This window comes from Devosia sp. Root105, from assembly GCF_001424865.1.
Classification (GTDB): Bacteria; Pseudomonadota; Alphaproteobacteria; order Rhizobiales; family Devosiaceae; genus Devosia_A.
In genome coordinates this window covers 168,287-181,015 of sequence record NZ_LMCR01000012.1, presented here as the reverse complement: position 1 = coordinate 181,015, position 12,729 = coordinate 168,287, and the positions used below count along the sequence as shown (strand labels likewise).

The window sequence follows — 12,729 nt, the reverse complement described above, 5'->3', positions numbered from 1 at the left end:
CCTCAGGTCATATGATGACTAGGGGTGGAGCAGGTCACCTGAACCGTGGCTGAACGCTAGTCGGTATGGCTGAGGATGTTCACCAGGCGCCCAAACGGATCGCGGACATAGAAGCGACGGACGCCCCATGGTTCGTCGACAGGGCCGTACTCAACGGCAAATCCGGCGGCGCGAATCTTGGCGAAGGTAGCCTCGAGATCATCTACCTCGATCGAGAGATCCGGCACCGGCGTGCCGGATCCACCCTCACCGGCGACGCTTACCTGCACGCTCATCTGCGCCGACGAGCCATAGGTGACGATCCAGCCGTGATCCATCAGCTGGTCCAGCCCGAGCACATCGCCGTAGAACCGCTTGGCGGCAGACAGGTCGTCGGCCGCGATGTTTGCGACGATGCGCTTGACTGTCACGCCGGCGCCTTGCGCCAGCCCTTGACCAGCCGGCCGTCGATGAAAACGAGACCGAGGAAGATCACGATGATGCCGAGGATGTGGATCAGCTCGAAGCGTTCGTGGAGGATCAGCACGCCGAGCAGGATCGCCGAAATCGGCGTGATGAAGGTGTTGAGCGACAGGTTGGTGGCGCCGACCCGCGGCAACAGCCAGTAGACCAGGAGGAAGCTGAAGCTGGTCGAGAACACCGAGATGCCGAACAGTGCGCCCCAGGTCTCGGGGCGGGTGATGATCGGGATGCCGGAGAAGAACAGCGCGATGGGAACCGAGACCAGCGCGGCGCCGGTGAGCGAGGCCGAGGCCACGGCATAGGGCTCCACCTTGGCGAAGCGGCGGGCATAGTTGAGGGTCAGCGCGTAGCAGAGTGTCGCGATGAACGCGGCGAGGAGGCCAATGATCTGTGCCGAGGCGCCGACGCCGAGCGAGGGCAGGGCGAGGATCACCGCGCCGGCAAAGCCGATGGCGACGCCGGCCACCTTATTCCAGCTGGCTTTCTCACCACCCGGCCAGAGCTGGGAGACGATCACCGTGGTCATCGGGGTCATGCCGTTGATGACGCCGACGATCGAGCTCGCGACGGTCTGCTCTGCGAACGGGAACAGGGCGAAAGGGATGGCGTAATTGAGGATGCCGAGGATGAGGAACTGCCAGTAGAGGTTGGGATCGGTCGGCAGTTTCTTGCGGGTAGCGAAGAACACCAGCCAGCAGATGGCGGCGCCGATGCTGACCCGTCCGGCGGCTACCCAGAGCGGGCTGATCTCGCGGATCAGGATCGCGTTGAACAGGAACGAACAGCCCCAGACGGCGCCGAGCAGGATGATGAGCAGCCAGTATTGCAGTTTCATCGGTACGGCTCCTTCAGACTTCGACCTTGAAGCCGAGTTCGATATCGACGGCGGCCTTGCCACCCAGCCCCCAGTTCTCGCGCGGCACGTCGTGCAGCACAACCTTTAGATCGGACGGGGCAATGCCGAAGACGCCGAGCTCGCTGACCAGCGCGGCATAGAGCCGGCGCTTGGCGTCGACCGAGCGGCCGCTGAACATCGTGATCTCAAGAACGGTGTAGTTGACACTCTTGCCGTCAGGCGGCGCGAAGGCATGCGCGGGATATTCGATGATCCGGATGTCACGATCCTGCTCCGGGATGCGGATGCCCTCGACCAGCGCGCGCTGCAACGCGGCGATCAGCGCCGCATGGCGATCGCCGATCCAGCCGGCGCGGGTTTCAAGTCGGGTCGATGGCATCGGGTATCCTCGAGAAGGCCGGAAGATGAACCAGAAAGCAGAGTCGCGTCGAACCGATTTTGACGATGGGTCCGATCGATTCCTGTGATGGCAGCGTTTCGTCCACCTCTGGTCTCGGCGGCGCCCGTACCTACATAGCCGGCGGATGGAGGGCCGCCAGCATGACATTGAGACTGATGGGCGCCAACCCGTGCGTGACGCTCTACGACGGAGGCAGGGCCACTGCTTACGCCTCGGTGTGGCGGGTGGATTGGTCGCTGCGCGGCAAGGGACACGCCCTCGTGCTCGGGACGCCGCAGTGCACCCGCATCATCGGACCTGATGGCGAACTCGGGGCGTGGCTCGGTGCGGAGTTCAATCGACACATCAGGAGCGTCAGTGCCGGCATTGCCTGGCGCGAGCCGGAATTCACGTTGGCGCCGGTTCGCTTCGAGCTCGACCTCGATACTGGTTTGCAGGCATCGGCCGGCGACGTGACGGTGGAGATATCCGGGCCGATCGAACGCTATCTCACCCGCAAGGACGACTACGACCTCGGGGGCACGCCCAACATCCTCTCCACCGTGTGGATCCCTTGCCGCGACGGCTCGATCAGCGTCGGTGGCAGCCCACTGGCTGGTGCCATCAAGCTCGACGAGGCGCAGCCGCTGTCGAGTGCCTTCATTGCCGAGGCCGAAGTGTGGTGCACGGCGGACCACCCGAGGAAGTAAGAGGCTTGCGATGGTCCCTCGAACGGAGATATGTTAGTGCTTACATATCTCGTTGCAGGAGCCAGGAGTGACCTATCTCGGCGATATGGGGCTGCTCTCGCTGGGCAGCCAGCTCAAGGCGATCAGCGACCAGCTCTACGCCATGGCCGATGAGGTCTACGGACGGCACGGCATTGAGCTGCAGGCACGCTGGTTCCCGATTCTCCGACTGCTGCACGATCGCGGGCCGATGACGGTGGGCGAGATCGGGAGCGCGGTCGGCCAGACCCATTCCGCCATCAGCCAGCTGACCACGCGCCTGGTCCGCGACGGCTGGGTGAACACGGCGAGCGACGCCGGTGACCGCCGGACCCGACGGCTGACTCTGACGGCGAAGGCCGAGACCGCGCTGCAGACGGCCAAACCGCTGTGGCGCGCGATCCGCGACGCGCTGGAGGAGCGAGTCGCCGGCGCCGGGCTAGATCCGGCGACGCTGCTGGCCGGGCTGGAGCAGGTGGCGGCGCCGGGGCTGGCCGACCTCATCACGGCGAAGGCACGCGCCTACAGCCAGGAGACGGTGCGAATCGTGCCGCTCAGCCCGCAACTGCGCCCGCATTTCTACCGGCTCAACGCCATCTGGCTGGAGCGCTACTTCGTGCTCGAGCCCTATGACATCGAGGTGATGTCGCACCCAGAGGCGATCGTCGAGCACGGTGGCGCGGTGCTGTTCGCACTGCTCGGCGATGCCGTAGTCGGGACCTGCGCCCTGAAGCAACATGCGCCCGGCGAGTACGAGCTGACCAAGATGGGGGTCGATCCCGCGGTACAGGGCGTCGGTATTGGCAGGAAGCTGATCGAGGCGGCGATTACTGAGTTCGAGCGGCTCGGTGGCGCCGAGCTGTTCCTCGAGACCAATACGCGGCTCGAGTCGGCGATCCACCTCTACGAGCGGACCGGCTTCGAGCATCAGCCGGCGATCCGCGAAGGCTCGCCTTACGATCGGGCCAATGTCTACATGATCTGGCGCGGTCGCTCAGCGATTGCCGCTTGATCAGCCTTCGAAGCTGACTTCGCCGCGCGCCAACATGGCCAGTGCCTCGGGGTAAGCGATGTGTTCCTCGACGAGGATGCGGGCGCCCAGCGTCTCCGCAGTGTCGCCGGGGAGGATCGGGACGCGGCGCTGCAGGATGGTTGGCCCTTCGTCCGTGCCCGCGGTGACGAAATGTACGGTGCAGCCGCTCTCGCTGTCGCCCGCATCGAGCGCCTGCTGCTGCGGATGGAGGCCCTTGTGCAGTGGCAGCAGCGCGGGGTGGACGTTGAGCATCCGGCCCTGCCATTTCTCGGTGAACTCAGGCGTGAACAGGCGCATGAAGCCGGCGAGCGCGATGAAATCGGGCCGCCAGAGCTTCAGCACGTCCGACAAGGCCAGCTCGAACCCGGTACGGCTCGGATAGTCCTTATGCCAGCGCCAGGCCGTGGCGATGCCCTGGCCGGCGGCGACTTGCAGCCCGCCGGCATCCGGCTTGTTGGCGAACACGCCGACGATCTCAGCCGGATAGTCGGGCGCCTTGGCGGCCTCGATCAGCGCGGTCATGTTCGACCCGCGACCGGAGATCAGGATGGCAACACGCTTTTTCGGCTCAGTCACGGGGCGGGGCCTTTGCTGGAGGGTCGTAGAGGGCGAGTTCTTCGGCGGTCGGCCGTTCGAAGGCGTGTGAGGCATCTTCTAGCATGGCGCGATCGATCGGCGGTGATTCCCGGCCGCGCCTGGTAACGCGGTCGAGGAGCACGTCGATTGGGGCATCCATGTGGACAAGCTCGACGGCAGCGCCCAGCGCACGGGCGGCTTCGCGCAACGCGTCGCGCTCGGAACGGGCCCAGGTGCCCCACTCGATGATGGCCGTGCCGCCGAGTGCCAAAAGGCTCTGCGCCTGTTGCCATTGCAGCTGCTCGATGCCGGCACGCTTCGCCTCATCCCAAAGATTGATGCCGAGTGCATCCATCCAGTCGTCGGGCGAATAGCGGACGCCAGCGTGGCGCTCGGCCAGTTCGGTCGCGGCGGTGGTCTTGCCCGCGCCGGGCAGGCCGCAGACGATGATCAGGCGACCGCGGGTTGCAGCCATCAGAGCGCGAGCGCGCCTTCGAACGTCACCGGTTCACCGGCGCGCGGCCGCAGCTCGCCAACGATCGCGGCCGTTTCACCAGCTGCAGCAAGATGTTCGACCAGTTTGCTCGCATCCTGCTTCGAGACGGCGCAAAGCATGCCGACGCCGCAGTTGAAGGTACGGAGCATCTCGCGCTCGTTCATGCCGCCGACCCGGGCCAGCCAGCCGAACACTTTCGGCACGGTGACCTTGTCGAGTTCGATATGGGCCGAAAGGCTGTCGGGCAGAACGCGCGGGATGTTGTCGATGAAGCCGCCGCCGGTGATGTGGGCCAGCGCCTTGATGGCGATGCCAGCCTTCAGCGCCGAGAGCAACGGTTTGACGTAGATGCGGGTGGGCACCAGCAGGGCGTCGCTGAGCGATTTGCCTGGCTCGAACGGGGCCGGCAGGTACCAGTCGATGCCCGAGACCTCGACGATCTTGCGGACCAGCGAATAGCCGTTGGAATGGACGCCCGACGAGGCGATGGCGACGAGCACGTCGCCGGCCTCGACATCCTCTCGCGGCAGCAGCGTACCGCGCTCGGCGGCGCCGACCGCAAAGCCTGCGAGGTCATAGTCCTTGCCCGAATACATCCCCGGCATCTCGGCCGTCTCGCCGCCGATCAGCGCACAGCCGGCGATGCGGCAGCCCTCGGCGATACCTTCGACAATGGCGGCGCCGGTCGCGACATCCAGCTTGCCGGTGGCAAAGTAGTCGAGAAAGAACAGCGGCTCGGCGCCCTGCACGATGATGTCGTTGACGCACATGGCGACGAGGTCGATGCCGATGCTGCCATTATTGCCGGTTTCGATGGCGATCTTGAGCTTGGTGCCCACCCCGTCATTGGCCGCGACGAGGATCGGATCGGTGAAGCCGGCTGCCTTGAGGTCGAACAACCCACCAAAGCCACCGATTTCTGCATCGGCGCCGGGGCGGCGAGTGGAGCGGACTGCGGGCTTGATGGCCTCGACAAGCGCGTTGCCTGCGTCTATGTCGACGCCGGCCTGCTTGTACGAGAGCCCGTTTGATGGCACGTTTTGCGCGTCGGACATGGGCTGTTCGCCAGATTTTCAGGGGTAGCGGAATTGCCGAGCGCTGATAACCGCTCCACCTCAGTCACGCAAGAGACGCCCGGGACCTTGAGCCTAAGATATCAGGTAATGATCTGGGCTGGGCTGTTTGTTGCGGCCATCCTGCTGCTCTGGGTGTTCCGCTCGATCCTCTTGCCGTTCGTGGTCGGCCTGACGCTCGCCTATCTGCTCAATCCAGTGGTCAACTGGTTGCAAAAGCTTGGGATTGGCCGGTCGTGGGGCTCGATGCTGGTGCTGCTGCTGGTGCTGGTCCTGCTGCTCGGCCTGCTGCTGGCCCTGGTGCCGCTGATCGCTGTGCAGATCGGCGGGCTTATCGCGGGTCTGCCCGGATATGTTGCCGATCTGCAGGACCTGCTGCGCCAATGGATGCCGCAGTTCACTGAATGGCTGGGGCCGGAGCGCACGGCGCAGCTCGAAGGCAGCCTCACCGACCTGATCGGTCGAGGCGTCGAATTCGCCGGGATCGTCACCGGCACGCTGGCGCAGAGCGGGCTCACGGTAATCAACACCATCGCCGTGCTGTTCATCACCCCGGTGGTGGCGTTCTACCTGCTGGTCGACTGGCAAGGCATGGTCGAGAAGGTCGATGACCTGCTGCCGCGCCGCTACCGCAGCGAGATTCGAGGCGTCCTGGCCGACATCGACGGCGCCATGGCGGGCGTGATCCGCGGGCAGGGCTCGGTGATCCTGGTGCTGTGCGTCTACTACTGCACCGCGCTGACCCTGGCCGGGCTCAATTACGGCCTCGCCATCGGCCTGATCGGCGGGCTCCTGAGTTTCGTGCCTTATGTCGGTTTTCTCGTCGGCTTCGCGTTGTCGATGACGGTGGCGCTGGTGCAGTTCTGGCCCGATCAATGGGTGTTCGTGCTGATCGTGCTGATGATCTACATCGTCGGCCAGTTCCTTGAGGGCAACATCCTCTATCCCAAGCTCGTCGGGCAGAGCATCAACATCAACCCGGTCTGGCTGATGTTCGCGCTGTTCGCCTTCGCGCTGCTGTTCGGCTTCGTCGGGCTGCTGCTGGCGGTGCCGCTGGCCGCCATTTCCGGTGTGCTGACACGCTTTGCGCTGACCAAGTACCAGCAATCGAGCCTCTATCTCGGCCCGGACGAACTGCCGCCACCGGCGTCGGTTCCTGAGGCTGCCGTCACGAGACCCGCGCGAAAGCCGCGCGCCACGGCGGGGAAATGACCGGCCTGCAACTCGGGGGCGGACAGCTGGCGCTGGACCTCGGACACGAGGCCTCGCATGCCGAGGACGATTTCATCGTCGGCGAAGGCAACCGGCTGGCGCATGCGCATGTGCTGGCCTTTCCGCACTGGCCTGGTCCGCTGACCTTGATCGAGGGGCCGGCGAGTTCCGGCAAGTCGCATTTGTCGCGCATCTGGGCCGAACGGGCAGGGGCCGGGCACGCCACACCCGATACAGCCGAGGCGCTGTCGCGCGATGGCGGCACCCAGCCGCTGGTGGTCGAGGATGCCGACCGGGCGGGCTACGCCGAGGCGGCGCTGTTCCACCTGCTCAACCAGTCGATGCGCGACCGCCGTCCGCTGCTGCTGACGGCACGTCAGCCCGTTGCAAACTGGCCGTTCGCAACCGATGATCTGAAATCGCGGGCTCGACTCGCGGCGCATTTCACCGTGTCACTGAGCGACGATATCCAATTGTCACAGATGTTCGTGAAGCTGTTCGACGATCGTCAGGTGGCTGTTGAACCCAGGATCATCGCCTATCTGGTGGCGCGCATGGAACGATCGTCGGAAGAGGCGGTTGCCCTTGCGTCAATGATGGATCGCATGGCGCTCGAGCGTGGTACTGCCATCACTCGTGCCATTGCCGGCGAAGCGCTCAGGCAGCGGAGCGCAGCGCGTGATGACCGACAGCTGGCCCTCGATCTCGGAGCCGACGACGATGAATGAGATGAGCGAAATCGCCGAACAGCCGCAGCAGGAGGCGCCTGACGTCGCCGAACTGCGCCAGAGCCCGGCGCGCTTCGTCAACCGCGAGGTCAGCTGGCTGCAGTTCAACATGCGCGTGCTGGAGGAGGCCGGGAACATCAATCACCCGCTGCTCGAGCGCCTGCGGTTCGTCTCGATCTCGGCCAACAATCTCGACGAGTTCTTCATGGTGCGCGTCGCCGGGCTGAAGGGCCAGCTGCGCGCCGGCCTCACCAAACAGAGTGCCGACGGGCTGTCGCCGGCCGAACAACTCGAAGAGATCGCGACGCTGGCCCAGCACCTGCATCTCGAGCAGCAGGATCACTGGCAGCAGCTGCGCGAGGAACTGTTCGCTAAGGACGTGGTGATCCATGAGGCCGACGACCTGACGCCGGAGCAGGTAAAGTACCTGCAGAAACTGTTCCGCGAAGAGATCTTCCCGGTGCTGACGCCGATCGCGGTCGATCCGGCGCACCCGTTCCCGTTCATCCCCAATCTCGGCTTTACCCTGGCCTTCGAGATGGTGCGCGAGGGGACGACCCAGACGCTGACCGCCCTGGTGCGCGTGCCCTCGAACCTCGATCGCTTCGTCACGCTGCCCAATGAACTGGCGGCGCCGAACCGGGTCGAAGTGGTGACCATCGACACGCTGATCAACCGCTTCATCGACAAGATGTTCCCGGGCTATCAGGTGTCGGGCTCGGGCGCTTTCCGCATCATCCGCGACAGCGAAATCGAAATCGACGACGAAGCCGCCGACCTGGTCGTGGAATTCGAATCCGCCCTGCGTCAGCGCCGCCGCGGCATGGTGATCCGCCTCGAGATCGAAAAGAAGATGCCGCGCGCCCTGCGCCGCCACATCTCGGAGCGGCTGGGGGTCGGCGCCACTGATACGTTCGAGGTCGAAGGCTTCCTCGGCCTCGCCGACGCATCGAAGATCTGCGACGTCGACCGGCCGGACCTCAAGTTCACGCCCTACCTGCCGCGCTTCCCCGAGCGCATCCGCGACTACAATGGCGATATCTTTGCCGCCATCCGTGCCAAGGACCTCCTGGTCCACCACCCGTTCGAGAGCTTCGATGTGGTGGCGCAGTTTCTGATGCAGGCGGCGCGCGACCCTGATGTGGTGGCGATCAAGCAGACGCTCTACCGCACCTCGCGCGACAGCCCGATCGTCAAGGCGCTGGTACAGGCGGCGGAAGCGGGCAAGACCGTGACCGCGCTGGTGGAACTCAAGGCGCGGTTCGACGAAGAAGCCAACATCCGCTGGGCCCGAGACCTGGAACGAGCTGGCGCGCAGGTGGTGTTCGGCTTTATCGAGTTGAAGACACACGCCAAGATGAGCCAGGTGGTACGCCGCGAGGGTGGCAAGCTGGTGAGCTATTGCCACCTCGGGACCGGCAACTACCACCCGATTACTGCCAAAATCTACACCGACCTCAGCTACTTCACGACCGAGCCATCGATTACCCGTGACGTCGCCCGCGTCTTCAACTTCATCACCGGTTATGCCCGACCCGCCGAGATGGAGGCGATCGCCTTCTCACCGGTGACGCTCAGGCAGACGCTGCTCGACCACATCGCCCGCGAGGTCGAGTTCGCCGAGCGGAACGAGCCGGCCAATATCTGGCTGAAGATGAACGCGCTGGTCGACCCCGAGATCATCGACGCGCTCTACGACGCCAGCCGCAGGGGCGTGAAGATCGAGCTGATCGTCCGCGGCATCTGCTGCCTGCGGCCCGGTATCCCGGGCTTCTCGGACAATATCCGGGTGAAGTCGCTGGTTGGCCGCTTCCTCGAACACAGCCGCATCTTCTGTTTCGGGCAGGGGGCGCCGCTGCCCTCGCGCAAGGCGAAGGTCTATATGAGTTCGGCTGACATTATGCTGCGCAACCTCGATTGGCGCGTCGAGGTGATGGTGCCGATTCTCAACACCACGGTGCACGAGCAGATCCTCGACCGCACCATGGTCGCATATTTGAAGGATAACCAGCAAAGCTGGGAGGTGCTTCCGGACGGCAGTTCCGATAGGATCAAGCCCAAGGAGGGCGAAGAGCCCTACAATGCGCACGACTACTTCATGACGCATGCGAGCCTGTCGGGCCGCGGTACGGCGCTGAAGCGCGACAACGAAGAGAGAAGCCAGTGAACCAATACTGGGGCGTCGACGCCGACCCCACCGCGCAGGGCCGCCTCAAGGGCGCGCGACCTGTTGCCGTGCTCGATATCGGGTCCAACTCGGTCCGCCTGGTGGTCTATGAGCGGCACGCCCGTTCACTGACCCCGCTCTACAACGAGAAGACCGCCTGCGCCCTCGGCCGAGGCCTCGCCCAGACCGGCAAGATCGCTTACGAGAACATCGATCGCGCGCTGACCGCGATCCAGCGCTTTGCCCTGGTGTCTAAACTGATGCGGGCGGGGACCACCCACATCCTTGCCACCTCGGCCGTGCGCGAGGCTTCCAATTCCAAGGCCTTCGTCGACGCCGTCGAAGAGATCATGGGCGCCAAGGTGACCGTGCTCTCGGGCGCCGAGGAAGCGCACTTCGCCGCGCTCGGCGCCATCTCCGGCATGCCTGGCTTCGTCGGTGTGGTCGGCGACCTCGGCGGTGGCAGCCTCGAGCTGTCGTCCATTGCGGGCGGCACCGATTCGACCGGCGAGACGCATGAACTGGGCGTCATCCGGCTGCAGGACGATTCCGATGTGTCGCCCTCCAAGGCGCAGGCCATCGCCAAGCAGCGGCTGAAGAAATCCAAACTGATGGACGGGCAGGGCGGTAGCTTCTGCGCCATTGGCGGGACCTGGCGGTCGCTCGCCAAGGTGCACCAGGTGCTGCGCGACTACCCGCTGCACATGGTGCAGCACTATGCAGTCAAGGCCAGCGACATGCTGAAGCTGTGCGAAGACATCGTCACGGCGACGGCGGCGAACAAACCCTATACCGGTTCGGAGCATGTCAGCTCCGGCCGGCGCGACCTGGTGCCCTATGGCGCCGCGGTGCTGATCGAAGTGCTGAAGGCCGGCAAGTTCGAGACCGTGGTGTTCTCGGCGCTCGGTGTACGCGAGGGCTACCTTTACGGACTGCTCGATGAGGACGAGCGCGCCGTCGATCCGTTGATGCAGACCGCCGAGCAGATGAGCGTGCTGCGCTCCCGTTCGCCGGCGCATGCCGAGGACCTGATCGATTTCACCGCCGAACTGTTGACCACCCTCGGCATCACCGAGACGGCAGAGGAAGCCAGGCTGCGCAAGGTCGCCTGTTACCTCGCCGATATCGGCTGGCGCGGCCACCCGGACTATCGCGGCGAGCAGGCCGTCGACATGGTCGCCTACGGCTCGGCCACCGGCGTCGACCATCCCGGTCGCGCTTTCCTCGCCGAGGTGCTGGCGGTCCGCTATATGGGGCTGAAGCAGAAATCGATGAGCCAGAGCCTCTTGGCGCTTTCCGGCCCGACGATGAGCGCCCGGGCGCGCCTGCTGGGCGCGGCGTTCCGCGTCGCCTATCCGATGTCGGCGGCCATGCCCGGCGTGCTGCCGCGCGTCGGCTTCTTCATCGACAAGGGCATCCTGAAGCTCGACCTGCCGGCTGACCTCGCCTTCCTCGACGGCGAACACCTGCGCGGCCGGCTGGATCAGCTGGCCGGTGTCGTCGGGATCAAGCTCACGGATGTGGTGGCAGGGTAGGGCGCATCGCCCGCCGGCCGGGAAACTGGCTAGGCTTACTGTTGATCCACCCACCGGCTGTCATCCCAGCGAAAGCTGGGACCCAACTCACCATCTGCACCAGCGGACAAATGGGTCCCAGCTTTCGCTGGGATGACATCGTGGGCTGGGTGATAGCAGTGGGTTACTCAACCACGGCTTCCATTCGGCCGCGGCGCGTCGGCAACAGGCCTGAGCGCGCTTACTCTTCGTCGTCGTCGATGATCTCGATCTCGATGACGCCCTTCTTGCTCGCCGCGAGGCCGAGCTTGCCGTGCTTGATGGCAAGCGCCTTGTCGCCGAACAGCTTGCGGCGCCAGCCCTTCAGTGCCGGCACATCCGCATCGTCATCGAGCACCAGCGCATCGATATCGTCGGAGGTGGCGATGATGCGCGAGGCGACGCCATTGTCCTCAGCCACCGATTTCAGCAGTACGCGGAGCAGGTCGCCGACGGCGCCCTTGGGCGATGGACCACGGTGGCGGTCGGGCAGCTTGGGCAGGTCGGATTTCCCCAGCGCTTCGACATCCCTAAGGATCGAGACAATCTCGCCGGCAGCTGAGGAGCGGCCATAGCCGCGCTGCACGGCGCGCAGCTTGTCGAAGCTCTCGGGATTGAGCGGGCGCTGCATCGCCAATTCGATCAGCGCGTCGTCCTTGAGGATGCGGCTGCGCGGCTGGTCGGTATCCTGTGCGCGCTGCTCGCGCCAGGCCGCCAGCGCCTTCAGCGCGGCGACATCGCGCGGCTTGGCGAGGCGGGCCTTGAGCCGCTCCCAGGCATGCTCGGGCTGCACCACATAGGTATGGATCGACTCGAGCACCGCCAGTTCGTCCTCCACCCAGTCCCAGCGGCCGGTATCATCGACCTGCTTGACCAGCGCTGCATAGACGTCACGCAGATGGGTGACGTCGGCGAGGGCGTAGACCTTCTGCTTTTCGGTCAGCGGCCGGGCCGACCAGTCGGTGAAGCGGGAAGATTTGTCGAGTTCGACCTTGGTGATCGAACGGACCAGGTTGTCGTAGCTGACGCTGTCACCGAAGCCGCAAACGGAAGCGGCGACCTGGGTGTCGAAAATGTTGGCGGGCACTTTGCCGGTCAGCTTGACGAAGATTTCGATGTCCTGCCGGGCCGCGTGGAAGACCTTGCGGACCTTGTCGTTGGCGAGGAGCTTGAAGAACGGCGACAAATCGAGGCCGGGGGCGAGCGGATCGATCAGAACCGCTTCGTCGAGGGTTGCCGCCTGTAAGAGGCAGAGCTTCGGCCAGTAGGTTGTTTCGCGCAGGAACTCGGTATCGACCGTCACGAAATCATAACCGGCGGCGCGCTTCGAAAAGGCGGCGAGCACGTCGGTCGAAGTAATGAGCTCCATCAAGACTCTTTCGTCACAAGGCTTACCAATCCTGAATAACAGTGGGACACGCGAATGGCGAGCACAGAGTGGCGAATAAGTCACGGTCTCGCGGCGT

General features: G+C 64.8%; 13 protein-coding genes. 6 read left to right on the top strand and 7 right to left on the bottom strand.

Translation table 11 applies throughout. From position 1 onward, the window contains the following. Window positions 1-56: 56 nt before the first annotated feature. The 3 genes from ASC68_RS09505 to ASC68_RS09495 are packed head-to-tail and all read right to left on the bottom strand — an operon-like array spanning window position 57 to window position 1,697. The gene (locus ASC68_RS09505; protein WP_055878169.1) at window positions 57-410 is read right to left on the bottom strand and encodes a VOC family protein; all 354 of its coding nucleotides are present in this window, start codon (window positions 408-410) and stop codon (window positions 57-59) included. After that, the gene (locus ASC68_RS09500) at window positions 407-1,297 is read right to left on the bottom strand and encodes a DMT family transporter (protein ID WP_055878167.1); all 891 of its coding nucleotides are present in this window, start codon (window positions 1,295-1,297) and stop codon (window positions 407-409) included. Before ASC68_RS09500 ends, ASC68_RS09505 begins: the two co-directional genes overlap by 4 nt. Window positions 1,298-1,310: 13 nt before the next feature. Then, window positions 1,311-1,697 carry a tautomerase family protein gene (locus ASC68_RS09495; protein WP_055878165.1) on the bottom strand — a complete coding sequence of 129 codons (387 nt, stop codon included), beginning with the start codon at window positions 1,695-1,697 and terminating at the stop codon, window positions 1,311-1,313. Window positions 1,698-1,858: 161 nt separating this feature from the next. Between ASC68_RS09495 and ASC68_RS09490 the strand changes: the two genes are divergently transcribed. Beyond that, window positions 1,859-2,407: a hypothetical protein gene (locus ASC68_RS09490; RefSeq protein ID WP_156387300.1), complete on the top strand. Its 549-nt coding sequence runs from the start codon at window positions 1,859-1,861 to the stop codon at window positions 2,405-2,407. Between the two features lie 67 nt (window positions 2,408-2,474). Continuing rightward, a complete protein-coding gene (locus ASC68_RS09485; RefSeq protein ID WP_055878162.1) occupies window positions 2,475-3,437 on the top strand; it encodes a GNAT family N-acetyltransferase in 963 nt (320 codons plus the stop codon). On the opposite strand, the gene purN is transcribed toward ASC68_RS09485, so the two are convergent. Genes purN through purM form a run of 3 tightly spaced genes read right to left on the bottom strand, consistent with a single transcriptional unit; the run spans window position 3,438 to window position 5,585 of the window. After that, on the bottom strand, window positions 3,438-4,034 hold the full coding sequence (gene purN / locus ASC68_RS09480) for a phosphoribosylglycinamide formyltransferase (protein WP_055878160.1): 597 nt from the start codon (window positions 4,032-4,034) through the stop codon (window positions 3,438-3,440). It abuts the gene before it with no gap. Next, entirely contained in the window at window positions 4,027-4,509 is a 483-nt protein-coding gene (locus tag ASC68_RS09475; RefSeq protein WP_055878158.1) for an ATP-binding protein, read from the bottom strand. Before ASC68_RS09475 ends, purN begins: the two co-directional genes overlap by 8 nt. Further along, the gene (gene purM, locus ASC68_RS09470) at window positions 4,509-5,585 is read right to left on the bottom strand and encodes a phosphoribosylformylglycinamidine cyclo-ligase (protein ID WP_055878156.1); all 1,077 of its coding nucleotides are present in this window, start codon (window positions 5,583-5,585) and stop codon (window positions 4,509-4,511) included. Before purM ends, ASC68_RS09475 begins: the two co-directional genes overlap by 1 nt. Window positions 5,586-5,693: 108 nt before the next feature. Here purM and ASC68_RS09465 point away from each other — a divergent pair, with 108 nt between their 5' ends. Genes ASC68_RS09465 through ASC68_RS09450 form a run of 4 tightly spaced genes read left to right on the top strand, consistent with a single transcriptional unit; the run spans window position 5,694 to window position 11,245 of the window. Continuing rightward, window positions 5,694-6,815 (top strand): AI-2E family transporter, encoded by a 1,122-nt coding sequence (locus tag ASC68_RS09465; RefSeq protein WP_055878154.1) that lies wholly within the window; start codon window positions 5,694-5,696, stop codon window positions 6,813-6,815. Beyond that, entirely contained in the window at window positions 6,812-7,543 is a 732-nt protein-coding gene (locus ASC68_RS09460; protein WP_055878153.1) for a hypothetical protein, read from the top strand. Before ASC68_RS09465 ends, ASC68_RS09460 begins: the two co-directional genes overlap by 4 nt. Window position 7,544: 1 nt before the next feature. Then, entirely contained in the window at window positions 7,545-9,710 is a 2,166-nt protein-coding gene (locus tag ASC68_RS09455; protein WP_248310537.1) for an RNA degradosome polyphosphate kinase, read from the top strand. Continuing rightward, a complete protein-coding gene (locus tag ASC68_RS09450) occupies window positions 9,707-11,245 on the top strand; it encodes a Ppx/GppA phosphatase family protein (protein WP_055878151.1) in 1,539 nt (512 codons plus the stop codon). Before ASC68_RS09455 ends, ASC68_RS09450 begins: the two co-directional genes overlap by 4 nt. Window positions 11,246-11,465: 220 nt before the next feature. Here ASC68_RS09450 and rnd read toward each other — a convergent pair whose 3' ends face one another. Then, complete coding sequence (gene rnd / locus ASC68_RS09445; RefSeq protein ID WP_055878149.1) at window positions 11,466-12,632, bottom strand: ribonuclease D; 1,167 nt, start codon at window positions 12,630-12,632, stop codon at window positions 11,466-11,468. Between the last annotated feature and the right edge of the window lie 97 nt (window positions 12,633-12,729).

Coding starts and splice junctions, on each gene's coding strand:
- ASC68_RS09455 (WP_248310537.1), top strand. CDS start 7,545: ATGAGCGAAATCGCCGAACAGCCGCAGCAGGAGGCGCCTGACGTCGCC.
- ASC68_RS09465 (WP_055878154.1), top strand. CDS start 5,694: ATGATCTGGGCTGGGCTGTTTGTTGCGGCCATCCTGCTGCTCTGGGTG.
- ASC68_RS09500 (WP_055878167.1), bottom strand. CDS start 1,297: ATGAAACTGCAATACTGGCTGCTCATCATCCTGCTCGGCGCCGTCTGG.
- ASC68_RS09475 (WP_055878158.1), bottom strand. CDS start 4,509: ATGGCTGCAACCCGCGGTCGCCTGATCATCGTCTGCGGCCTGCCCGGC.
- rnd (WP_055878149.1), bottom strand. CDS start 12,632: ATGGAGCTCATTACTTCGACCGACGTGCTCGCCGCCTTTTCGAAGCGC.
- ASC68_RS09495 (WP_055878165.1), bottom strand. CDS start 1,697: ATGCCATCGACCCGACTTGAAACCCGCGCCGGCTGGATCGGCGATCGC.
- ASC68_RS09460 (WP_055878153.1), top strand. CDS start 6,812: ATGACCGGCCTGCAACTCGGGGGCGGACAGCTGGCGCTGGACCTCGGA.
- ASC68_RS09490 (WP_156387300.1), top strand. CDS start 1,859: ATGACATTGAGACTGATGGGCGCCAACCCGTGCGTGACGCTCTACGAC.
- purM (WP_055878156.1), bottom strand. CDS start 5,585: ATGTCCGACGCGCAAAACGTGCCATCAAACGGGCTCTCGTACAAGCAG.